Raw genomic sequence first — 22,349 nt, forward strand, 5'->3', positions numbered from 1 at the left:
GACGATGATGAGCCCTGTTTCCACCCGAAAAACCGGTTCTGTCCTGGTCATCACCATCGATCACCCGCCGGTCAACGCACTCTCGCATTCCGTTCGCGAGGGCATAGTAAGCGCACTCAACTCGGCACCGGCGAGTACGAATGCTGCGGTATTGCAATGTGCCGGACGAACCTTCTTTTCAGGCGCAGATATCTCCGAGTTCGGCAAACCGCCCCAGGCGCCCAGCCTCGCTGACGCGATCTCAGCCCTGGAAAACGCGCCCTTCCCGGTCATTGCCGCCATTCACGGACAGGCGCTGGGCGGCGGTCTGGAGATCGCTCTGGGCTGTGATTACCGGGTGATGGATGCGCGTGCAAAAGTCGGGCTTCCCGAGGTCAATCTGGGTCTGATCCCCGGCGCGGGCGGCACGCAACGCCTGCCTCGTATCGCCGGCATGGCGCTTGGCCTGGAAATGGCAAGCCAGGGCAAGCCAATCTCGGCGACCAAGGCTCTTGAAGCCGGGATCGCCGATGCGATCGCGAATGATGACCTTGCTGGCTCAGCGCTGGAGTTTGCGAAAAGCAAGACCCGCAACGACAAACGCTCTACAGGGGCGCTTCCCAATCCCGGGCACGATCAGTCGGCGCTGGACCACTGGAGGGCCCATGCGGACAAACGCCAGCGCGGTCAAAAGGCCCCGCTCGCGGCAATCGATGCCGTCGAAGCCAGTGGCACGCTGGACATCCAGGCCGGCTTGAAAAAGGAGCGCGAACTGTTCGTTGAGCGCATGTCGGACACGCAGTCCGCTGCCATGCGCCATCTCTTCTTCGCCGAGCGTAAATCCGCCAAACTTCCCGGCGTCGCTGCAGAGCCCCGCAAACTCGAACGCGCGGCCGTCATCGGCAGTGGCACAATGGGAGTCGGCATAGCCGCTTCGCTCCTTTCTGTGGGCCTGTCTGTCAAGCTGCTGGACATGTCAGACCAGGCCCTGCAGGCCGGTTACAATCGCATCAAGGGCATTTTCCAGAATGACGTTGCCAAGGGGCGGTTGAGTGAAACTGCCTGCTCGGCAGTTCTGCAGCGTCTGACCGCCACCACGAAGTACGCAGACCTTTCGGACTGTGAAATCGTCATCGAGGCCGTGTTCGAAGATATCGAAATCAAGCACAAGGTCTTCGCCCAGTTGACGGAAGCGGTAAGCGAGAAGGCCATCCTGGCAACCAACACATCCTATCTCGATGTAGACGCGATAGCAGATCGCGTCCCCAATCCAGAACGCGTTCTGGGCCTCCATTTTTTCTCACCCGCGCACATCATGCGGCTTCTCGAGGTTGTGCGTGGCGCGAAGACGGATCCGTCCGTCCTGGCCACTGCCATGTTGCTGGGCAAGCGTATGCGCAAGGTCGCGGCAGTTTCCGGTGTTTGCCATGGCTTCATCGGCAATCGCATGCTGTCCTGCTACGGGCGCGAGGCCGGGTTGATGCTTCTGGAGGGGGCTTCACACCGCCAGATCGACAAGGCCCTCACCGATTTCGGCATGCCGATGGGGCCCTTCACCATGGGTGATATGGCGGGCCTCGATATCGGCTACATGAACCGGCAGAAGCTTGACCCGGAGAGTTTTGAGCAGCGGGCTTTTCTCATCCATGACCGTCTGGTCGAGATGGGGCGCAAGGGCCAGAAAACCGGCGCGGGCTTCTATCGCTATGAAAGGGGCAATCGCGCACCGCTGGATGACGAAGCACTTGACGAAATTCTGGCTACGGCACGCTCGGAACAGGGCGTCACTCTGCGTGAGGTAGATGATGGTGAGATCGTCGATCGCTGCATGCTCGCGCTGATCAACGAAGGAGCGAAAATCCTCGACGAAGGGATCGCGTGGCGTGGCAGTGATGTCGACGTGGTCTACGCCAATGGCTACGGCTTCCCGCGTTATCGCGGTGGTCCGATGTTCCACGCCGACACGATCGGCCTAGACAAGGTACTTGCCGGTATTCGTTCCAATGCCGAACGCTTCGGAGCGCGCTGGTGGACACCTTCGGATCTGCTGGTCCGGCTTGCGGAAACGGGTGGTCGCCTTTCCGCTCATGAAATCAACACAGGAGCCGCGTGATGAAGATTGCTTGCCTGGGCGGTGGTCCCGCCGGCCTCTACTTCGCAATTTCCATGAAGCTGCGCGATCCCGATTGCGAGATCGACGTCTATGAGCGTAACAAGCCAGGGGACACTTTTGGCTGGGGCGTGGTCTTTTCCGATCAGACCATGGAAAACCTGGAAGGCAATGACCCGATCAGCGCAGCATCCATTGGCGACAGTCTTGCCCACTGGGATGATATCGACGTGCATTTCGGTGGCAGTGTCGAGACGTCTACGGGGCACGGGTTCTGCGGCATCGGGCGCAAGCACCTGCTGAACATACTCCAGGACAGGGCTCGTGAGCTGGACATCAATCTGCACTTCGAAGTCGAGATCGAACCGGGTCTGGATCAATTCTCCGACGCCGACATCATCATCGCCTCAGACGGCCTCAACTCGAAGATCCGCAACACCTACGCCGATGTTTTCAAGCCGGATATCGAGGTTCGTCAGAACAAGTTCATCTGGCTTGGCACAAACAAGGTGTTTGAGGCCTTCACCTTCATCTTCACCGAAACCGAACATGGATGGGTCTGGGCGCACGCCTATCGTTTTGACGACGAAACCTCGACCTTCATCGTGGAATGCGAACCGGAGACCTGGGAAAAGCTGGGGTTTGACCAGCTCGACAAAGAGGAGACCTGTCGCAAGTGCGAAGCGCTCTTTGCGGACTGGCTGGACGGTAATGAGCTCATGTCTAATGCCCGCCATCTGCGCGGCTCGGCCTGGCTGAATTTCCCGCGTGTTCTGTGTGAGACCTGGATCCATGACAATGTGATCCTGCTGGGTGACGCAGCTCACACGGCCCACTTCTCGATTGGTTCAGGCACAAAGCTGGCATTCGAGGACGCCATCATGCTGGCGGACGTTCTGACCTCGACCGAGAAACCGCTCGCCGAAGGCCTGCATGACTACCAGGAAGCGCGAAAGGTCGAGGTTCTCAAACTCCAGAGCGCAGCGCGCAATTCCACCGAATGGTTCGAACATCTCGACCGCTATCTCGGTTTCGAACCCAAGCAGTTTGCCTATTCCCTGCTCACCCGCTCCCAGCGCATCAGCCACGAGAACCTTCGCCTGCGTGACGAGAAATGGCTTGGCAGTGTGGAGAGCTGGTTTGCCAAAACGGCCACAAAAAAAGCCGACACACCATCGCGCCCGCCGATGTTTGCGCCATTCGAGCTGCGCGACATGCGGCTGGAAAACCGCGTCGTGGTTTCTCCGATGTGCATGTATTCCGCCAAGGACGGCACACCCAACGCCTTCCACAAGACACACTACGGCGCGCGCTGTATCGGCGGCGCCGGGCTGGTCTATACCGAAATGACGGATGTCAGCGCCGACGCGCGCATCACGCCGGGCTGCGCCGGACTCTACACCGATGAACATGTTGCGGCTTGGCGTGAAATCACCGACTTCGCCCACAGCCGCAGCAGCGCCAAAATGGCTATCCAGCTCAGTCATGCCGGTCGCAAGGGCTCCACCCGTATCGGCTGGGAAGGCTATGACCTGCCGCTCGAAAGCGGAAACTGGGAGATCATCGCCCCCTCTCCGATCGCCTGGTCAGACGGCAACCAGATCCCGCGAGAGATGACCCGTGCCGACATGCATGCCGTCAAGGCGGATTTTGTTGCAGCGACAAGGCGCGCTCTGGAGGCCGGTTTCGATCTGGTCGAGCTTCACTGTGCCCACGGCTATCTGCTCTCCAGCTTCATCACACCAATCTCAAACCAGCGCACCGACGAATACGGCGGATCGCTCGACAATCGAATCAAGTTTCCGCTGGAAGTCTTTGAAGCGATGCGCAATGTCTGGCCATCAGACAAGCCGATGGCGATCCGTCTGTCAGCCACTGACTGGCTCGGTGAAGACGGCATTACCGGCGATGACACGGTGCGTATTTCCCAGGCCTTTATAGAGGCTGGCGCCGATCTGATCGATGTGTCTGCCGGCCAGACCAGCCCGCTCGCACGTCCGGTCTACGGACGCATGTTCCAGACACCGTTCTCTGATCAGATCCGCAACACACTTGGCTGCGCCACCATGGCGGTTGGCAATATCTTTGAACCCGATCACGTCAATTCGATCCTCGCGGCCGGCCGGGCCGACCTGGTCGCCCTCGCCCGCCCGCATCTGGCGGACCCGAACTGGACTCTGCGCGCCGCCGCGGAACTCGGTTATCGCGGCGTTACCGCACCCAACCCCTATGTCGCCGGCTTTGAACAGCTTGGCCGCAATCTCAAAAAAGCCCAGGAAATGGAGCAACGCGCATGAGCACGCTAAACGGACGCACAGCCGTCATCACAGGTGGCGGAACCGGTATCGGTGTCGCCTGTGCCAAGGGTCTCGCTGCCCAGGGCGCCAGGGTCATTCTGATGGCCCGCAATCTGGAACGTCTCGAAGCCGCCGCTGCTGAAATCGATGGCGCAAAGGCGATCAAGGTCGATGTCACCGATGATGCCAGCGTCGCCCAGGCCTTTGGTTCTGCCATGGCAGATGGCCCGGTGGACATCCTCGTCAACAATGCCGGTATCGCTGCAGCATCCGCCTTCCACAAGACCTCGCTGGAAGAGTGGCGGCGCATCCAGGCCGTTAATGTCGAAGGCCTGTTTCGCTGCACCCAGGCTGTTATCGGCGAAATGATGCGTTCCGACTATGCGCGGATCGTCAACATCGCCTCGATCGCAGGTCTGCGTGGTGGCGCCTATATTGGTCCCTATGTCGCCTCAAAACACGCTGTCGTCGGCCTGACCAAGTCCCTGTCGCTGGAATATGCAAAGACCAACATGACCGTGAACGCGGTCTGCCCGGGTTATGTAGACACAGCGATTGTCGACAATTCCGTCGCCAACATCATGGAGAAGACCGGCCGTTCCCGCGACGAGGCCCTGGCCGAACTAACGAAGAACAACCCCCAGGGGCGTCTGATCCGGCCCGAGGAAGTTGCGGAAATGGTCACCTGGCTTTGCTCTCCACTCAGCGCGTCCGTTTCCGGTCAAGCCATCATGATAGCCGGCGGCGCAATCTAGTGTCGCTCGCGGCAACTCATACCCCCGCGGCTCCGCAACAACATCTTCGCCTCTGGCTGCGTCTCTATCGTACTGTCGGCCTGATTGAACGCGAGATCCGCGCTCGCCTGACCCGTGAGTACAACGTCAGCCTGGCCCGGTTTGACCTGATGTCTACCCTGGAACGCGCGGATGGCCCGTTGACCATGGGCCAGCTCTCCGAGCGCCTTTTGGTAAGCAACGGCAATGTCACCGGCCTGATCACGCGTCTGGTCGAGGATGATTGGGTGACCCGCACGCCTCTGCCCAACGATCGCCGCAGCTATCACATCGAAACCACCGAAAAGGGCCGCGAATGTTTTGCCCAAATCGCCACGGCTCATGCCGCCTGGGTTGATGAACTGCTGAACGCCGTACCGGCCGACATTGCCGAGGCACTCAGCGAAAATCTCGACCACATCCTGCATTCACCCCGTTTCAAGTCCGGAGACCACCGTGCGCCTTGATCCAGCAAACTACACACCTGAACACTTCCTCTGGCAGTTCGAGGACGGCATTGGCCGCATCACCCTCAATCGCCCTGAACGCAAGAATCCGCTGACTTTCGAGAGTTATGCCGAGCTGCGCGATTTCCTGCGTGACCTCTGCTATGTGCCGGATGTGAAGGTGCTGGTCTTTTCCGGTGCCGGCGAGAATTTCTGTTCCGGCGGTGATGTGCACGAAATCATCGGACCGCTGGTCCAGATGGATATGCCTGGATTGCTCGATTTCACTCGCATGACCGGCGATCTCGTCAAGGCGATGCGGGACTGCCCGCAACCCATAATCGCCGCCATCGATGGTATCTGTGTTGGGGCAGGTGCGATTATCGCCATGTCCTCTGACCTGCGCATTTCAACACAGCGTTCCAAGACCGCATTCCTGTTCAACCGTGTGGGCCTGGCGGGCTGTGATATGGGCGCCTGCGCGATCCTGCCGCGCATCATCGGCCAGGGCCGCGCGTCCGAACTGCTCTATTTCGGTCGCTCGATGAGCGCGGAAGAAGGCGAACGTTGGGGCTTCTTCAATTCGATCGTCGAACCCGATGCATTGATGGAAAAGGCGCTGGACTGGGCAAAACGCATCCGTACAGGCCCGACCTTTGCCAATGCCATGACCAAGAACCAGCTCAACACAGAGTGGGATATGAGCCTGCACACGGCCATCGAGGCGGAAGCCCAGGCCCAGGCGATCTGCATGAAGACCAAGGACTTCGAACGCGCCTATCGTGCCTTCGTGGCCAAGGAAAAACCGGTTTTCGAGGGCGACTGACATGGCAGATCGTTCCTATCTCGACTGGCCTTTTCTGGACGACAAACACCGCCGGCTTGCGGCGGAGATCGAAACCTGGGCCAACGACCGCTTCGGCGATGACGGGTTTCACGATCATGCCGATGTCGATGCTGACTGCCGAGCTATCCTGAAAGACCTTGCTGCAGCCGGGTGGACCGCTCATTCGGTCCCGGTCAATACGGACCGCCTGGACGTACGCACGCTCTGCCTGATCCGCGAACACCTGGCTTATCGATCAGGCCTCGCGGATTTCGTCTTTGCCATGCAGGGTTTGGGGTCCGGCGCAATCTCGTTGTTCGGGACACCGGAGCAACGCCAGCGCTATCTGCGCAAAGTAGCAGCCGGTGAGTTCTGCGCCGCCTTCGCGCTCACCGAACCGGAAGCAGGATCGGACGTCGCCAACCTCGCGACAACTGCCGAGCTGGTCGATGGAGAATACCGGCTCAATGGCGAAAAGACCTTCATCTCCAATGGCGGAATTGCCGATTTTTACGTCGTGTTCGCCCGGACGGGTGAGGCAGAAGGCGCACGCGGCCTCAGCGCCTTCATTCTCGATGCTGACACGCCGGGGCTGCAGATTGTTGAACGTATCGACACCATCGCCCCGCACCCGCTGGCGCATTTGCGGTTCAATGATTGCCGCCTGCCCCTGGATCGTCTGATCGGCACATCTGGTCAGGGCTTCAAGATTGCCATGGCAACGCTCGACGTCTTTCGCTCCACGGTGGGCGCCGCAGCGCTGGGCTTTGCACGGCGTGCGCTTGATGAGGCCACCAGACGTTCCACGACACGTCAGCTGTTTGGGGCGGCGCTCTCCGACCTTGCCGGTGTGCAGACCCAGCTCGCCGAAATGGCACTGGGTATCGATACCAGCGCCCTGCTCATCTATCGCGGCGGGTGGGCGAAGGATAGCGGCGCAGAGCGCATCACCCGCGAAGCCGCCATGTCAAAGCTGCACGCGACCGAAACCGCCCAACAGGCAATCGACATGGCTGTGCAGATCTTTGGCGGCCTGGGTGTCACCAAGGGGTCGGTTCCCGAAGCCCTCTATCGCGAGATCCGGGCCCTGCGCATCTATGAAGGCGCCTCGGAGGTCCAGAAACTCGTTATTGCCCGCGCACACCTGTCCGGAGCGAAGTCATGACCTTCACACATCGGCACAAGGTCGGCTTTGCCGATGTGGACCCGGCCGGGATCGTCTTCTATCCGCGTTATTTCGAGATGATCAACGCGACCATCGAGGATTGGTTCCGCACCCTGGATTATGGCTTCGACCAGATGATCCTCAGGGATGGATACGGCGTTCCCACCGCCACCATCCAGGTTGATTTCAAGGCCCCAAGCCGACTGGACGACCTGGTCGAGCTGGAACTGAACCTCGTGCGACTGGGGCGCAGCTCCATCGGGCTGGAGATCCGGATCAGTGCTGAGGGCGAGCTCCGCGCACTTGTCCAGCAAACCCTCGTTTTCATTCGCATGGAAGGCAACAAGCCCGTGCGGATCCCGGACCCACTCAGGGCCCGCATCGAACGCAGCATGGAGGCAAGGTGATGGATATCATCAATCCACGCGGATGGCCGCGCCCTCGCGGGTATTCTAACGGTATCAAGTGTGATGGCGAGATGATCTTCATTGCCGGACAGATCGGCTGGGATGAGACTGAAACCATCGTCTCTGATGATTTCGCCGAACAATTCCACCAGGCTCTGCAAAATGTGATCGCTGTTCTCGAGGCCGGTGGCGGCAAGCCGGAGAACATTGTCCGGCTGACAGGTTACGTGACTTCACGTGAAGAATATCTCGCGGCGGGCAAGTTGATCGGAGCGAGTTGGAAGGAGTTGATGGGGCGCAGTTATCCAGTGATGTCCTTTGTTATCGTCGCCGGGCTGATCGAGGAGCGCGCCAAGATCGAACTGGAAGCCACAGCGGTACTGCCGTCATGAGCATTCTGGACAACACGCAGGAGGACAAGATGATCGCCACTGGCCATGCCGATACATTCTGCCGGGATCGCCTCCCGCCCGCTGACCAGCGCCCGGACCTCCTGTTCGGCGGAGAAGCCCCGCAATACGCGGATCGCCTGAACGCCGCAGTCGAGCTGCTCGATGCCAATGTCGACAAGGGGCTGGGTGACAAGACCGCGATCTACTCGGTTGCCGAGACCCTGACTTATCGCCAGCTCATGGAACGCGCCAACCAGCTGGCAAATTATCTCGTCGATGAAATGGGTGTCGTACCAGGAAATCGCGTTTTACTGCACGGCTTCAACGGCATCGCTCTCAGCGTCGCCTGGTATGCGACCATCAAGACCGGTGCTGTCGCGGTTACCACAATGCCGATGCTGCGCGGAGGCGAACTGGCCAAGATTATTGCCAAGGCAGAAGTCAATTTTGCTCTGTGTGACAACAAGCTGCGCCCAGTTGTTGAGGAAGCGCGAGAGATTACTGGCAAGCTCGCCTGGATCGTCGACTGGGCCGGTGATGGCATGCTTGAAGATGATGTCGCCGGGAAACCTGTCACCTTCGACAATGCCGACACCGCACGCGATGATATAGCGCTGCTGGCCTGTACCTCGGGCACGACGGGAGAGCCAAAGGCCTGCGCGCATTATCATTCTTCGGTTCTGGCCATGGCCGATACCTTCGCGCAGCATTGCCTGGAACCGCAGCCGGATGATGTTTACGCGGGCACGCCACCCCTGGCTTTCACATTTGGCCTGGGGGCCTTCCTGGTCTTCCCGGCCCGCGCAGGCCTTGCCGTTGCTTTCCCGGACCGACCAGGATTTGACGCCCTGTGCGAGACCGTCGAACGCTTCAAGGTGACGACGACATTCACCGCTCCCACGGGGTATCGCGCGATGATGGGGCTGTGGGACCAGCATGATCTGTCCAGCCTTCGCAAGGGAATCTCGGCGGGCGAACACCTTCCGGCAGCGACGTCCGATGCCTTCCACACACTAACCGGCATCCGCCTGATTGATGGCATCGGTGCTACCGAGATGATCCACATCTTCATTTCGACCACCGCGACAGATGTTCGTCCCGGTGCGACCGGACGTGTGGTGCGAGGGTATGAAGCGCGCATTGCAGACGAGAACGGCGAAACGCTGCCGGCTGGAGAAACCGGGCGTCTTGCGCTCAAGGGGCCGACCGGGTGTCTCTATCTCGATGATGACCGTCAGTCCCAGTATGTGCGGGATGGCTGGAACTATACCGGCGATCTCTACTCCCGGGATGCCGACGGGTATTTCTGGTACGTCTCACGCGCGGACGACCTGATTGTGTCCAGCGGCTATAATATCGCTGGCCCCGAAGTCGAACAGGCCCTGCGCACGCATGAAGCGGTCGCAGAAGCCGCTGTCGTTGGCCTGCCGGATCCGGAACGTGGGGCCGTTGTCAGCGCCTTTATTGTTCTCGCGGAGGGCGTTTCCGGTGATGAAACACTAATCAAGGCGCTTCAGGATCACGTCAAGACGAGTATCGCGCCGTACAAGTACCCGCGCCGGGTCGAATTCATCGAGACGCTGCCGAAAACACAGACTGGCAAGATTCAGCGTTTCAAACTTCGCGGATGACGTACTAGTTTGGCATGAATCAACCGCCCAGAGGGATGAGATGCGCCAGTTTTATGTCTTCATCAAATGCGAGCTCGGCCGGACCTATGACGTGGCAGCGTCGCTGGTGGACAATCTCGACGAGGCACCGATGGTGCACTCGATCTCGGGTGCGTTCGACCTGCTGGCGCAGTTCACACTGTCCGACGAGACCGATATCGGTCGTTTCGTGAACCAGCAAGTCCAAACAATATCGGGCATCAAGGACACGCAGACCATCATCTGTTTCAACGCATTCACGCGTGACCGCGGTCTCGGCGAAGGCTGATCCATGCATTTTGGCGTTTTCGACCTGTTCAAGATCGGAATAGGTCCGTCCAGCTCCCATACGGTTGGCCCGATGAAGGCCGGCAAGGTTTTTGTCGACCGTGTTCTGGCCGACGGGCTGGACATCAAACGGATTGAGACTGAGCTCTACGGCTCACTCGCCCTGACCGGTCTGGGTCACGGAACAGATACGGCTGTGCTCCTCGGCCTCGAGGGCAATGCCCCCGCGAAGCTGAACCCGGATACGGTCCCACAGCGGCTTGAACGCATTCGCACGGAAGAAACGCTCAAACTGGCCAACGGCACCGAAATCCCCTTCATTGAAAAACGCGATCTGGACTTTCGGGGCGATGTTCGCCTGCCCTTCCACTCCAACGCTCTGAAATTCAAGGTCTATGGCGAGGGCGAGGAAATCCTGCGCGAAGAGATCTGGTATTCGATCGGCGGCGGTTTTGTCATCAATGAACACGAAGCGGGGCGCAATTCAGCGGCGGATGTGAAGGAAGGCGAACCCTACCCGTTCAATTCCGCCCAGGAATTGCTTGAAATCGGCGAACGCACCGGCCTCTCCATCCACCGTATCATGCTTGAGAACGAACGGACCTTCCTGCCCGAAGATACGATCCGGGCCGGCATTGAAGGGCTGTGGCGCACGATGGAAGACTGTATCGATCGCGGCTTGCGCCAGGACGGCATCCTGCCCGGCGGTCTGAACGTCAAACGCCGTGCGCCCAAAATGCATCGCGACCTCAAGGAAGAGGCGAAAAACCCGACAGATGATCCGCTGGCCCCGATGGACTGGATCAATCTCTGGGCCATGGCAGTGAATGAGGAAAACGCTGCCGGCGGACGTGTCGTCACCGCGCCAACCAATGGCGCAGCAGGCATCATCCCGGCCGTGGCGCGCTATTTCGATCGCTATCATCGTGACCCCGACGATGAAGAGGCGCTGCAGCGCTTTTTCCTGACCGCTGCGGCGATTGGCTCGCTCTACAAGAAAAACGCCTCAATCTCGGGCGCTGAAGCCGGCTGCCAGGGTGAAGTGGGCGTAGCCTGCTCGATGGCTGCCGGGGCCCTCGCCGCGGCCATGGGTGCAGACAATCACCAGATCGAGGATGCCGCTGAAATCGGCATGGAGCACAATCTTGGACTGACTTGTGACCCGGTCGGCGGCCTCGTTCAGATACCCTGTATCGAACGCAATGCCATTGGTGCCATCAAGGCGATTGATGCCGCTCGTCTTGCCCTTCGTGCCAATTCCGAAGACATGAAAGTCTCTCTGGACCAGGTCATCGAGACCATGCGCCAGACCGGTATCGACATGATGGAAAAGTACAAGGAAACCAGCCAGGGCGGTCTCGCCGTCAATGTGGTGGAGTGCTAACCCCTAGGCATCATCCTGTTGTTCCTGGACCGCACGTCCCTCGCTGAGCGTTTCAGCACCGGACACCACGACACGCTGACCGCGCGCGATATCACCGTTAATGGCGATAAAACCGCCCGAACGTACACCCGTGGTTACGGCGACCTGGTGAGCGATATCATCCTCGTCGACCGTGAAGACAAACGATCCGTTGGCCCGCAAGATCACTGCGTCATACGGCGCGGCCGTCTGGCTGCGCGGGGTTTCCGCCGGAAAGGCCGCACGTGCTGCGGAACCAACCAGCCAGCCGGTTCCCTCCAGGTCGATACGGACTTCGAAAGTGCGAGAGACCGCGTCACCGACAGGAATAATCGCACGGATCGGCGCTTCGATACTTTCGCCATCGCGAAGGGATACCGTCACTGTCTGGCCAACGCTGAGATAAGGCGCGATCGCAACGGGCGCCATGGCAATGGCCTCGGTATGATCCGTATCTACCAGGCGCGCAATCTCGCGACCTGGCGCTGACAGTTCCCCTGCCTCCATCAGGCGTTCAGCCACGCGACCAGCAAAAGGCGCCAATATCTGCGTGCGCTCCAGCTCGAGCTCGGCGCGTTGCATGGCAGCGCGGGCCTGTCTTTGATCCTGCAGGGCAAGGTCACGGGCCAGCTCGACCTCTCGCAGTCGCGTTGTCGGCACGGTGCCGTTTTGTGCCAGCTGTGCAAAACGTTCCGCTTCTGCCTGCTGATAGTTCGCATTGGCCGTGCTGCGCGCCAGGCTGGCACGTGCTTCATCGAGCTGAATGCGCGCCTGACGGTCGTCAAGCTGGGCGATGATCCCGCCAGCCTCGATGAAATCTCCGGGCTCGGCGATCATGGTGATGCGGCCGGATGCTTCCGCCGCGATACGGGCATCATTGCGGGCGATGACACTGGCCGGGGTAGTGATTGTCCGTGCCATGTCGAGTTCCACGACCTCACCGATACGTACGATGGCGGGCGGCGGGCCGTTTTGGGCCAGGACAGTCGGTGCGACAAGGGCCGTGGCACCAAGAGCCAGGCCTGCGATTACGCCCGAGCGGAGTGAGTTGAACATGGTCTGTCCCTTTATTCGGCCGGCTGCAAAGTCGCAGAGGCGTTAATGGCCTGCTCCTGGCGCCCTTCCCCGAGGCGCAGAAGACAGGGAATGAGAATGAGGGTGAAGATGAGGCTGACCGTCATGCCGCCAACAATGGCCGCCGCCAGCCCGCGATAGATAACACTGCCTGGCCCGGGGTTGAGCAGAAGCGGCAACATGCCCAGAAGACTGGTCATGGTCGACATGAAGATCGGACGCAAACGCATGCGCAGCGCCTGTTCCACCGCCTCGCGGCGTGGCAGGCCGGAGCGTTCTCCCTGGCGCGTCTGGTCAACCAGAAGAATGGCATTGTTAATGACAAGGCCCAGCAGGATCAGGAAACCCATCTGGGTCAAAAGATCGAGCGGCTGTGTCACGAAGACATCCAGAATCGCCAGCAGGATCACACCACCAACTGCGGCCAGCGGGATGGAGACCAGAACCAGCAAGGCATCACGCAGGGAGCGGAAAAGTCCCGCCAGGATCATGAACAAAACCACGAGCGCCATGGCCAGGTTCATCAACATGGTCTCATTGGCGCGCTGCAGGCTGTCAGCGCTGCCACCATAGGTGACCGAACCAGACGTGGACAATTCCTCCATGATCGCGGGCTCTACCTCGTTGCGGATCACGCTGACGATCTCGCCCAGGGTCAAGTCCTCGGGCTGGTTGATATTGATGGTGACCGTACGCCGGCGGTTCAGACGCTGAATACCGCCCACACCGACTTCCTCACGCACGCTTACAAGATCGCCCAGCGGAACAACGGCGCCTGACGGTGTTGCAATTGGCAGGCCTGCCAGCTCGTCCGGCGTCTCCCAGCCCTCCGTCCGCAGGATCATGTTCATGCGACTATTGCCATCGAAATACTCACCAATGAACTGGCCGTCACCGAGCATGGAGATCATCCCGGCCACATTGCGACGAGACCAGCCCGCCTCCTGGATGCGACGGTCATCCGGCACCATGGTCAGACGCGGCTGGGTCGCCTCGGGCGGCGGATTGGCGTTGATGTTCACGCCGGGAAAACGTTCGCGCAACATGCTCAACCCGACATTGACAGCCCTGACACGGGCATCGGGGTCAGCGGACTGGATGTTGACCTGGATCCCCCCGCCCTGCTGGAAACCGCCAAACAGATTGCCTTGCTGGGCAGAGCTGAAAACGACATCGGGAATATCGCCGATGATTTCCCGGCGCACAATCTGCTCCAGTTCGCCCACGCGGGACTGATCAGCCACACGGATGCCGGCTGTGGCGCCTCCGCCCCCCGGGAAAGTCCCGAAATAGTAATTGCGTAGTCGCGGTTCCTGCTCGCCACTCATATACGGCTCTAGCCGCTCAACGACACGAGTGGCCACTTCTTCTTCAACCCAATCGAGATTGGTGCCGGGCGGAAAGATCCAGAACGCATCTACGGCATCCCGTTTGACTTCCGGGAGATAGCCATCCTCCGGCTTGAACTGCCAGGCCAGAAGGCAGGGCAAGATGATGAGGCTTGCGGCCAGCGCGATACGCTGTCGCGGCGTGTTCGAAAGCCAGAGCACCCAGTCAGCGACCCTGTTGAGCAACGGTTGTTCCGTCTGGGTCTTGCGATCCCGAACGAATTGTTTGACGGCAACTGGAAGAATGGTCACAGCAACGATCATGGAAAGTCCAACGCCGACAGCGATCGTCAATGCGAGATCAGCAAACAGCTGCCCTTCCACATCACGCACAAAAATCAGCGGCAGGAAGATGGCGACCGTGGTCACCGTCGACGCCAGCAAAGCTCCCCAGACCTGGGATGCCCCCGCCTCGGACGCGGTGTGGCTGTCTTCTCCCGCTTCTCTGCGGCGGATGATGTTCTCAAGCACGACAATCGCGGCGTCCATGACCATGCCTGTGGCAAACGCCAGTCCCGCGAGCGAGATGATGTTGAGCGTGCGCCCGAAAAGATAGAGCACGATCAGCGTAGACAGCAGACACACCGGAATGGCGGCCGAGATAATGATGGTCGCCCGCATGCGGCGCAGGAACAGCCAGAGGCCGAACACTGCCAGACCCACGCCAAGGAACAGGTTGACGACAACCAGGTCGATCGCGCGATTGATGAAGACAGACGCGTCGAAAGACGGCGCCATGACGAGCTGCCGGTCTGCGAGCAGATCCTCGTTGATGCGGTCCACTTCTGCCTTCACGGCCTCCAATGCCGCCAGGACATTGGCGCCCTGTTGCCGGCGCACCTCGATACCCATGGCCGGATTGCCGTTCTGGTAAGTGAAGTCACGCCGCTCGCCAAAACCAACCTGAACATCCGCGACATCGCTCAGACGCACCGGGCTGCCATTGCGCCAGTCGATGACCAGCTCGCCCATTTCGAGCGGATCGAACTCGCCTTCAAACCGCATCTGATAGGATCGGCGGCCGATCTCGGCATTGCCGCCGGACACATCGGAATTATTGGCAATGGCCGCGCTGATCTGCGGCAACGTCACGCCAAGGGCAGCAGCGCGATAGGGATCGACGGTGATCCGCAATTCTTCCGGACGCAGCCCCCAGCCCACCTGGACGCTGGCCACGCCGGGAATGCCTTCAAGGCGCGGAATGACCGTGTCGCTGACGAAGGCGGAATATTCGTGGACCTCCTGAGGATTGCCAGGCAAGGCCTGCATGAAGAACCAGATCAGGCTCTGCTGCGCATCTCCCCCGAAAGAACCGATATTCGGCCCGATGGCATCACGAGGCAGTGGCGGGACCTGGTTGAGACGGTTCGAAATCTCGATCGCCGTCTGGGTCATGTCGGTGTCGATAGCGAAGGTCAGATTGATGAAGGCGTTACCTTCATTGACAAAAACACGCATCTCCTCGAGCCCGGGAAGGCCCGAAAGCGCCTGTTCTTGCGGCTCGACAATTTCCGATTCCATTTCCAGCGGAGACGCGGAACGCCAGAATGTAGCGATGTTGACCTGTGGCCGCTCGACGTCCGGCATAAGCTGCACCGGCAAGCGGGTGAACGCGACAATGCCTGCCAGCGCGACAAGCGCAAGCATCACAAAAACAGCGGCCGGGTTGTTCAGGGAAAGTCGCGTTAAAGGCATGTCTGGCTCCTCGCATAGCCGACGCACCTGATAACACGTGAAATGTCTAGGGGTATTAAACCTTGCTAAGGCGGCTCACATAGCCGTGAACCGCCTTAGAATTCTTTCATCAAGCGGTCTCGTGAGAGACCAGCCTGTCGGAAACCGTGTACTTGGCTTCCGTCTGTTCCTTTATCAGGTCCAGCGTAGCGCCCGGCGCCAGTTCGATCAGCTCCAAACCGTCATCCTTCACGTCGAACACACCCAGCGTAGTGATGATACGGTGAACGCAATTCTTGCCGGTCAGCGGCAGAGAGCATTCCTTGAGCAGTTTGGGTTCCCCGCGCTTGTTCGCGTGGTCCATGATCACAACGACGCGTTTAACGCCGGCAACCAGGTCCATGGCACCGCCCATACCCTTGACCAGCTTGCCGGGGATCATCCAGTTGGCGATATCGCCCTCTTCCGAGATTTCCATCGCGCCCAGGATGGACAAGTCGATATGCCCTCCCCGTATCATGGCAAAACTGTCTGCGGACGAGAAATAGCTGGTGCGACGCAGCTCGGTTATGGTCTGCTTGCCGGCATTGATCAGGTCGGCATCCACCTCGTCGTCATACGGGAACGGACCCATGCCCAGCATGCCGTTCTCCGACTGCAGCGTGACATCGATGCCGTCGGGAATGTGGTTGGCGACAAGCGTCGGAATACCGATGCCGAGATTGACGTAGAAACCGTCTTCGAGTTCCAGGGCAGCGCGCGCTGCCATTTCGTCACGTGTCCAGGCCATTATGCTTCCTCCCGCTCACGAATGGTGCGCTGTTCGATGCGCTTTTCAAACTCGCCCTTGACGATGCGCTGGACAAAAATGCCCGGCGTGTGGATCTGGTCCGGATCCAGCTCACCCAGACCGACGATTTCCTCGACCTCGGCAATGGTAATCTTGCCGGCCGTTGCCATCATCGGATTGAAGTTGCGCGCGGTCTTGCGGAACATCAGATTGCCCTGCGGGTCCGCTTTCCAGGCCTTCACGATCGCGACGTCCGCGGTCAGGCCGGTTTCCATGATGAAGGTCTCGCCATCGAACTCGCGGTGCTCCTTGCCCTCGGCGATCAGGGTGCCGACACCGGTCTTGGTGAAGAAGCCCGGAATGCCTGCGCCGCCAGCCCGGATACGTTCGGCCAGCGTGCCCTGCGGGTTGAATTCCAGCTCCAGCTCGCCTTCGAGATACTGGCGTTCGAATTCCTTGTTCTCGCCAACATAGGACGAGACCATTTTCTTGATCTGCTTGGCATCCAGCAAGACGCCGAGGCCGAAACCGTCCACGCCGCAATTGTTGGAAATCACCGTCAGGCCCTTCACACCGGTGTCGTGCAGCGCTGCGATGGAGTTTTCTGGGATACCGCAAAGGCCGAAACCACCGGCCATAATCGTCATCCCGTCGAACACCAGACCGTCCAGGGCGGCCTTGGCATCGGGAAATACCTTGTTCATGAGGACCTCAGTTCAAAGTTGATAACTGGTTCATGTTTATACTGCAGGTGCGAAGAACACCAGCGAAAGGCACATGCCGCGTTATCTGTCGAGGTGCCGACCGTCGATTTCGATCGCCAGAGCACCGCCGAAGAAAACAGCATATGCGCTCCAATAAATCCACAAGAGGAAGACGACAAGAGCGCCGAGTGATCCATACACGCTAAAATCGATCACTTCAGTGACATAAGTTGAAAATCCCTTCGACAAACCCAGCCACAAACCAGTCGCCACCAGGGCTGCGCTTGTCGATGCTTTCCAGGTCACAGCCTGTTCCCGCTTGCGCATGGTGAGCCGGTAAAGCATTTCCAGCGCCAGGAACATCGACAGGCCGGCCGCGGTCCATTCATTGATGAACAGGCCCAGATCAGGCTCCGGCATATTGAGAAACTCGAACACCTGGTGAGCCACGACCGGAATGATCAGCACCGCCAGATTGGCGAGGGTCAGAAGCACGCCGCCAATCAACACACCGACCATGGCCAGGATGTTGAAGTGGATGACATTGCGAATATCCTTGTCCTCGGCGAGATGGTTGAGCCCTGCGATCAAAGCCTTCACACCCCGCGACGCGGCAAAGAGCGCGATGGCAAGGGCCACAGCGCCCTGTGCGGACAGAACCGCGATCGGCGCGTCCGCGATACGCGACATTTGACCCAGCACGAAATCCTGTGCACCTGCTGGCATGATTTCGGAAAACCGCGCGAACTGGCTTTCTGCATCGGCGATAGAAAACACCACGCCGTAAACCGACATCGCCAGCGCAATTGCGGGAAACAAGGCCAGCATGCCGAAAAATGACGCTCCACCGGCGAACAACATCACATCCCGCGCCATTGACCGACTGATCGCCGAAAAGACGATCATGACGGCTGCCCGCTTGCGGGTCGGCTTGGAAAGGGTTTCGCTGGCTGACATCCGGCCTGTTAAGCGTGAGTCCGGTTAAAGAATCACCAAGTCTCGATAAGCTGCGAGCGATTAGGGAGTTAGCCATATGTCCTTTGCCAAGGCTGTCGATCTTTTGCAGCTGGCGCGCCTCGCCAATGGTCGCACCGGCGTATCCCTCGCCGAGATCGAGGAAGAGTTCGCCTGTGTCCGTCGCACCGCGCAACGCATGACCCAGGCGCTGGAAACAGTGTTTCCCGATGCCGAGGCCTATGTGGACTATGAGGGTCACAAGCGCTGGCGCATTCCTCACGGCAAGGTCTCGGAGTTTTTTGCACCGACTGCCGATCAGCTCGCCGCGCTGGAGCTGGCCAAGGAAACGTTGACAAATGCGGGCCTGACAAGCGAAGCGAAACAATTGTCCGATCTTGGCGGTGCGGTGAAACTCCTGACGTCAGACCGTCGTCGTGCAGGCATCGAGGCTGATGAGGAAGCCCTGTTGGAGGCAATGGGCCATGCCGCCCGTCCCGGCCCTCGCCCGGCGACCAATTCACAGGTGGATGAAGCCATCGCGGACGCTCTCAAGGGGCCGTTCCGCCTGGTCATCCTCTATCGCGGTCGCAATGACGACACAGCCCGAGAACGGCGTATCGAACCCTATGGTATTCTCCTTGGAACCCGGCGCTATCTCATCGCCAGGGATCCCTCCAGGGATGATAATCGCCTGCGACACTTCCGGATCGAGGATATTGCACGCGCCGTGCTGACTGAGGAGTGGTTTGTACGCGATCCGGACTTCAATCTGGCGGAATATTCGGCGCGAAGTTTCGGCGTTTTCCAGAATGATCGCGAGTTCAAGCCGGTACACTGGCGCTTTACGCCGAAGGCCGCCCCCCATGCCGCGCGATATCGATTTCATCCGGATCAGGAAATCGTTGAAAACCCGGATGGGTCTCTCGATGTCCGTTTTACTGCCAGCGGCCATCTGGAGATGTGCTGGCATCTTTATGCCTGGGGTGACCAGGTCGAGGTTCTGGAGCCGAAGGAACTCGCCGACCTTGTCAATGAACATCGTCGGGAAGATTTCCCGGGGCTGCCTTAGCGAACGGCGATCCTGACCTGTTCAGCCGGCAGCCAGGACGGCATGGAGTGGCCGTCAGCAGCGCTCATGGCCAGCTGATAACCCTTGTGCAGATAACGGCAGACCGAACGCAGATCTTTGACATGGATGCAGCTTATGTCGTCACCTTCACGCTGGACGCGGAAGAAGCCGTCACGAAAGCGATGCGGGACCAGATTGCTCTGGGAACCTGCTGCGCCGGGGATGGATGCCTGAAGTGCGATTGCCATGTCTGAACTCCTTCTTGTCTTCGTGTTGAGAACAAGATGAGCCACCGCCACGACAAAACCTGTCACCCTCATTTCAGGGCAAAAAGAAACGCCGGCCGTTGGGGGCGGCCGACGCTTCGGGGTATCAATTCGATAGCGAGAAGGCGATCCGGCGAGGGACTGAAATGCGGCCGCTCATCTCGAATACAGATATTAGTGATTGCTGCTGAACCCTAGATGAACAAAAATGAACGGGATTTTCTACAACAATTTGAATTAGTTGCGCCTGACCCCTTGTGACTTCCAGAGCAAATCACATAGGCTGCCGCAAAGCCCATAAGGACTGACCTTGCCTGCCACAGCCAACGCCCCCGACCGGCAACAGGAAATCGACCGTATCTGCGATGAACACGCGCGAGCACTCAGCGGCTCGGGCGGTGGTTTTGCGCGTTTTGATGGCGAGGATCTGAGCCGGCTGGTGCTGACCAATCGCGATCTTCAGGATGCGAGTTTCGCGGATTGTGACCTGTCGGGTGCTGACCTGTCCGGCTCGGATCTGCGGGGTGCCAATTTTTCGGGCGCAAAGCTTGTTGGTGCCAGGCTGATCGGCGCCAATCTGGATGATACCGACTTACGTGGCTGTGACATGAGCGAGGCGGACCTGTCTGCATCGCAATGCCAGAATGCCGATTTTCGCGAACTGGCACGCCTGCCCGCTATCGGCAGTGAAGGCACGCCTACAGCTTCGGTCCAGTCAACAAAACTCGGCAATGCCCGGCTTGGCGGAGTGAATTTTTCACATGCGCGGCTGGCAGGCGTGGAAGCCGAGGGCGCCGATTTCTCCGACGCCAATCTCAACAATTCCCGCCTGCTACGCGCGAAGCTGAAAAACGCCGTCATGCAGCGCGCCATCCTGACGGCGACAGACATGTCCGGTGCGGATCTGACCGATGCTGACATGCGCGGTGCACTGGAAAAGGATCTCAAGCTTGCCCAGGCCATAACCTCCGGCATGTTGACAGGAGAACTCGACGAAGAGGCCACAAACGGCTTCGAGCCCGATGATGACCCCCGCCCCCTCACCTCCAAACTGCGCGATCATGAAAAGCTCTGTCGCACCCAGGGCAAAGACGGCGCTCCGGCCAGTTTCAAGGGCATGGACATGCGCGAAGTCGGTGATCTGCGCGAACGAGAGCTGACGGCCATGCAGGCCCATGGGGCCAATTTTTCCGGCATGGACATGCGCGATATCGCCTTGCAGGGCGCCAAACTGGTCCAGGCAGATTTGCGTGGCTGTGACCTGCGTGATGCCGATCTTCGTGGCGCAGACCTGAGTGGCGCCAATCTCTCCCATGCCGATTTGCGTGGCGCGCGTCTGGACAGCCTCACACTTGGCGCTGGACGGTCCCTGCCTTCCAACCTGGCCAATGCGGATTGTCGCTACACACTCTGGGAAGGCGCACAGCTCAATGGCGTTGCAGCCACGGGCGCATGTTTCGCCTATGCCCGCATATCGGACGAACAGGCCACGACGCTCGCCGCCGCAGACCTGGCCGATGTCATTCGCGCCTAGATCTCCACACCCCAGTCCTTGAGAACATCCGCCGTGTCAGCGCCGGGCTGTGACGCGGCACCCTGAATTGCAGACGGTGTGTGCGAAAAGCGCGGCGCCGGCGATGGCTGCATCACGCCTTCCACGCTCTGGAATGTTCCACGCTCAACCATGTGCGGATGTTTGTGCGCTTCCTCATAGGTCAAAACAGGCGCAAAACAGGCATCCGTGCCTTCCAGCAATTCACACCATTCATCGCGAGACCGGGACTTGAACAGCGCTTCGAACACGGATTTGGCCTCTGCCCAGTTCTTTCCGCTCCAGTCTGCCGGAATCGTACCCGCATCAATTCCGGCCTTTTCACAGAAAAGCGCATAGAATTCCGGCTCCAGCGGGCCCAGCGAGATATGCCGACCGTCCGCGCATTCATAGATCGAGTAGAAATGGGCCGCTCCGTCGAGCAGGTTTGCGGCGCGTTCCGTCTTCCATAAACCCAATGCCATCAACTGGTATTGCGAGGCCATAAGTGAGGCAGAACCGTCCACAATCGCAGCATCGACAACCTGCCCCTGACCGTTGGCGCGGGCATGGTGCATTGCAGCCAGCACCCCCATCGCCAGATAGAGCGCGCCTCCGCCAAAATCCCCGACCAGATTGAGCGGAGCGACGGGCGTCTCGGCCGTGCCGATGGCTCCGAGAGCCCCGCTGAGAGAAATATAGTTGATGTCATGCCCGGCCGCGTGAGCCAGTGGGCCGAACTGTCCCCATCCAGTCATTCGACCATAAACAAGAGCGGGATTGAGCTTCAGCATGTCATCGGGACCAAAACCAAGCCGCTCCATAACCCCGGGCCGGTAGCCCTCAAGCAGGATGTCCGCCTGTCCGACGAGTGCGCGGCAACGGGCCTGGTCGGTTTCGTCCTTGAGGTTCAGGGCTACGGAGCGCCTTCCCCGCGCCAGAACATCCGCTGCACCCGTCCCGAACGCGCCGGGACGATCGATACGGATGACGTCCGCTCCCATGTCGGAAAGCAGCATCGCTGCGAATGGTGCCGGGCCCAGACCGACGAATTCGACGATTTTAACGCCTTTTAGAGGACCTTGTGCTTGCATTGAGACCAACCTCACGATTCTTCGTTTTGGGGATCGTGGCATTTGTGAGAAACTCAAGAAACAGGATT

Annotated in this window: 20 protein-coding genes; 13 read left to right on the plus strand and 7 right to left on the minus strand. The window is 59.5% G+C overall.

Annotation, left to right across the window (positions count from 1 at the left end; all coding sequences use genetic code 11):
* Positions 1-7 precede the first annotated feature (7 nt).
* The 11 genes from JJ889_RS11960 to JJ889_RS12010 are packed head-to-tail and all read left to right on the plus strand — an operon-like array spanning position 8 to position 11,716.
* Positions 8-2,092, plus strand: a complete 2,085-nt coding sequence (locus JJ889_RS11960) for a 3-hydroxyacyl-CoA dehydrogenase NAD-binding domain-containing protein (protein ID WP_291895418.1) — start codon at positions 8-10, stop codon at positions 2,090-2,092.
* The gene (locus tag JJ889_RS11965; protein ID WP_291895420.1) at positions 2,092-4,386 is read left to right on the plus strand and encodes a bifunctional salicylyl-CoA 5-hydroxylase/oxidoreductase; all 2,295 of its coding nucleotides are present in this window, start codon (positions 2,092-2,094) and stop codon (positions 4,384-4,386) included. Before JJ889_RS11960 ends, JJ889_RS11965 begins: the two co-directional genes overlap by 1 nt.
* Entirely contained in the window at positions 4,383-5,141 is a 759-nt protein-coding gene (locus tag JJ889_RS11970) for an SDR family oxidoreductase (RefSeq protein ID WP_291895421.1), read from the plus strand. Before JJ889_RS11965 ends, JJ889_RS11970 begins: the two co-directional genes overlap by 4 nt.
* A complete protein-coding gene (locus tag JJ889_RS11975; protein ID WP_291895422.1) occupies positions 5,141-5,626 on the plus strand; it encodes a MarR family transcriptional regulator in 486 nt (161 codons plus the stop codon). Before JJ889_RS11970 ends, JJ889_RS11975 begins: the two co-directional genes overlap by 1 nt.
* Complete coding sequence (locus JJ889_RS11980; RefSeq protein WP_291895423.1) at positions 5,616-6,431, plus strand: enoyl-CoA hydratase family protein; 816 nt, start codon at positions 5,616-5,618, stop codon at positions 6,429-6,431. Before JJ889_RS11975 ends, JJ889_RS11980 begins: the two co-directional genes overlap by 11 nt.
* A gap of 1 nt (position 6,432) precedes the next feature.
* A complete protein-coding gene (locus JJ889_RS11985) occupies positions 6,433-7,596 on the plus strand; it encodes an acyl-CoA dehydrogenase family protein (RefSeq protein WP_291895424.1) in 1,164 nt (387 codons plus the stop codon).
* A complete protein-coding gene (locus JJ889_RS11990) occupies positions 7,593-8,003 on the plus strand; it encodes a thioesterase family protein (protein ID WP_291895426.1) in 411 nt (136 codons plus the stop codon). Before JJ889_RS11985 ends, JJ889_RS11990 begins: the two co-directional genes overlap by 4 nt.
* Positions 8,003-8,395, plus strand: a complete 393-nt coding sequence (locus tag JJ889_RS11995; protein ID WP_291895428.1) for a RidA family protein — start codon at positions 8,003-8,005, stop codon at positions 8,393-8,395. The genes JJ889_RS11990 and JJ889_RS11995 overlap by 1 nt, the downstream gene beginning before the upstream one ends.
* Before the next feature lie 29 nt (positions 8,396-8,424).
* Entirely contained in the window at positions 8,425-10,026 is a 1,602-nt protein-coding gene (locus JJ889_RS12000) for an AMP-binding protein (RefSeq protein WP_291895430.1), read from the plus strand.
* 40 nt (positions 10,027-10,066) lie between these two features.
* Entirely contained in the window at positions 10,067-10,333 is a 267-nt protein-coding gene (locus JJ889_RS12005; protein WP_291895432.1) for an Lrp/AsnC ligand binding domain-containing protein, read from the plus strand.
* A gap of 3 nt (positions 10,334-10,336) precedes the next feature.
* Positions 10,337-11,716: an L-serine ammonia-lyase gene (locus tag JJ889_RS12010; RefSeq protein ID WP_291895434.1), complete on the plus strand. Its 1,380-nt coding sequence runs from the start codon at positions 10,337-10,339 to the stop codon at positions 11,714-11,716.
* A gap of 3 nt (positions 11,717-11,719) precedes the next feature.
* Here the strand turns inward: JJ889_RS12010 and JJ889_RS12015 are convergent, their stop codons facing one another.
* The 5 genes from JJ889_RS12015 to JJ889_RS12035 all read right to left on the minus strand — a co-directional run bounded on the left by JJ889_RS12015 (position 11,720) and on the right by JJ889_RS12035 (position 18,321).
* A complete protein-coding gene (locus tag JJ889_RS12015; protein ID WP_291895436.1) occupies positions 11,720-12,790 on the minus strand; it encodes an efflux RND transporter periplasmic adaptor subunit in 1,071 nt (356 codons plus the stop codon).
* An 11-nt stretch (positions 12,791-12,801) separates the two neighbouring features.
* Positions 12,802-15,891: an efflux RND transporter permease subunit gene (locus JJ889_RS12020; protein ID WP_291895437.1), complete on the minus strand. Its 3,090-nt coding sequence runs from the start codon at positions 15,889-15,891 to the stop codon at positions 12,802-12,804.
* Positions 15,892-16,000: 109 nt separating this feature from the next.
* The gene (locus tag JJ889_RS12025; RefSeq protein WP_291895438.1) at positions 16,001-16,660 is read right to left on the minus strand and encodes a CoA transferase subunit B; all 660 of its coding nucleotides are present in this window, start codon (positions 16,658-16,660) and stop codon (positions 16,001-16,003) included.
* Entirely contained in the window at positions 16,660-17,364 is a 705-nt protein-coding gene (locus tag JJ889_RS12030) for a CoA transferase subunit A (protein WP_291895439.1), read from the minus strand. The genes JJ889_RS12025 and JJ889_RS12030 overlap by 1 nt, the downstream gene beginning before the upstream one ends.
* Positions 17,365-17,445: 81 nt before the next feature.
* The gene (locus tag JJ889_RS12035; protein ID WP_291895440.1) at positions 17,446-18,321 is read right to left on the minus strand and encodes a YihY/virulence factor BrkB family protein; all 876 of its coding nucleotides are present in this window, start codon (positions 18,319-18,321) and stop codon (positions 17,446-17,448) included.
* A 76-nt stretch (positions 18,322-18,397) separates the two neighbouring features.
* Here JJ889_RS12035 and JJ889_RS12040 point away from each other — a divergent pair, with 76 nt between their 5' ends.
* A complete protein-coding gene (locus tag JJ889_RS12040) occupies positions 18,398-19,390 on the plus strand; it encodes a WYL domain-containing protein (protein WP_291895441.1) in 993 nt (330 codons plus the stop codon).
* On the opposite strand, the gene JJ889_RS12045 is transcribed toward JJ889_RS12040, so the two are convergent.
* Complete coding sequence (locus JJ889_RS12045) at positions 19,387-19,638, minus strand: hypothetical protein (protein WP_291895442.1); 252 nt, start codon at positions 19,636-19,638, stop codon at positions 19,387-19,389. The genes JJ889_RS12040 and JJ889_RS12045 overlap by 4 nt on opposite strands.
* A 328-nt stretch (positions 19,639-19,966) precedes the next feature.
* Here JJ889_RS12045 and JJ889_RS12050 point away from each other — a divergent pair, with 328 nt between their 5' ends.
* On the plus strand, positions 19,967-21,190 hold the full coding sequence (locus tag JJ889_RS12050) for a pentapeptide repeat-containing protein (RefSeq protein ID WP_291895443.1): 1,224 nt from the start codon (positions 19,967-19,969) through the stop codon (positions 21,188-21,190).
* On the opposite strand, the gene JJ889_RS12055 is transcribed toward JJ889_RS12050, so the two are convergent.
* A complete protein-coding gene (locus tag JJ889_RS12055; protein WP_291895444.1) occupies positions 21,187-22,281 on the minus strand; it encodes a CaiB/BaiF CoA-transferase family protein in 1,095 nt (364 codons plus the stop codon). The two genes, JJ889_RS12050 and JJ889_RS12055, sit on opposite strands and share 4 nt — an antisense overlap.
* Positions 22,282-22,349 lie beyond the last annotated feature (68 nt).

This window comes from Maricaulis sp. (assembly GCF_017643475.1).
Taxonomy (GTDB): domain Bacteria; phylum Pseudomonadota; class Alphaproteobacteria; order Caulobacterales; family Maricaulaceae; genus Maricaulis.

What these genes read in the sequence shown, in the direction of transcription:
- JJ889_RS11960 (WP_291895418.1), top strand. Translation starts at nt 8, where the DNA reads ATGAGCCCTGTTTCCACCCGAAAAACCGGTTCTGTCCTGGTCATCACC.
- JJ889_RS11965 (WP_291895420.1), top strand. Translation starts at nt 2,092, where the DNA reads ATGAAGATTGCTTGCCTGGGCGGTGGTCCCGCCGGCCTCTACTTCGCA.
- JJ889_RS11970 (WP_291895421.1), top strand. Translation starts at nt 4,383, where the DNA reads ATGAGCACGCTAAACGGACGCACAGCCGTCATCACAGGTGGCGGAACC.
- JJ889_RS11985 (WP_291895424.1), top strand. Translation starts at nt 6,433, where the DNA reads ATGGCAGATCGTTCCTATCTCGACTGGCCTTTTCTGGACGACAAACAC.
- JJ889_RS11990 (WP_291895426.1), top strand. Translation starts at nt 7,593, where the DNA reads ATGACCTTCACACATCGGCACAAGGTCGGCTTTGCCGATGTGGACCCG.
- JJ889_RS11995 (WP_291895428.1), top strand. Translation starts at nt 8,003, where the DNA reads ATGGATATCATCAATCCACGCGGATGGCCGCGCCCTCGCGGGTATTCT.
- JJ889_RS12000 (WP_291895430.1), top strand. Translation starts at nt 8,425, where the DNA reads ATGATCGCCACTGGCCATGCCGATACATTCTGCCGGGATCGCCTCCCG.
- JJ889_RS12005 (WP_291895432.1), top strand. Translation starts at nt 10,067, where the DNA reads ATGCGCCAGTTTTATGTCTTCATCAAATGCGAGCTCGGCCGGACCTAT.
- JJ889_RS12010 (WP_291895434.1), top strand. Translation starts at nt 10,337, where the DNA reads ATGCATTTTGGCGTTTTCGACCTGTTCAAGATCGGAATAGGTCCGTCC.
- JJ889_RS12015 (WP_291895436.1), bottom strand. Translation starts at nt 12,790, where the DNA reads ATGTTCAACTCACTCCGCTCGGGCGTAATCGCAGGCCTGGCTCTTGGT.
- JJ889_RS12020 (WP_291895437.1), bottom strand. Translation starts at nt 15,891, where the DNA reads ATGCCTTTAACGCGACTTTCCCTGAACAACCCGGCCGCTGTTTTTGTG.
- JJ889_RS12025 (WP_291895438.1), bottom strand. Translation starts at nt 16,660, where the DNA reads ATGGCCTGGACACGTGACGAAATGGCAGCGCGCGCTGCCCTGGAACTC.
- JJ889_RS12030 (WP_291895439.1), bottom strand. Translation starts at nt 17,364, where the DNA reads ATGAACAAGGTATTTCCCGATGCCAAGGCCGCCCTGGACGGTCTGGTG.
- JJ889_RS12035 (WP_291895440.1), bottom strand. Translation starts at nt 18,321, where the DNA reads ATGTCAGCCAGCGAAACCCTTTCCAAGCCGACCCGCAAGCGGGCAGCC.
- JJ889_RS12040 (WP_291895441.1), top strand. Translation starts at nt 18,398, where the DNA reads ATGTCCTTTGCCAAGGCTGTCGATCTTTTGCAGCTGGCGCGCCTCGCC.
- JJ889_RS12045 (WP_291895442.1), bottom strand. Translation starts at nt 19,638, where the DNA reads ATGGCAATCGCACTTCAGGCATCCATCCCCGGCGCAGCAGGTTCCCAG.
- JJ889_RS12055 (WP_291895444.1), bottom strand. Translation starts at nt 22,281, where the DNA reads ATGCAAGCACAAGGTCCTCTAAAAGGCGTTAAAATCGTCGAATTCGTC.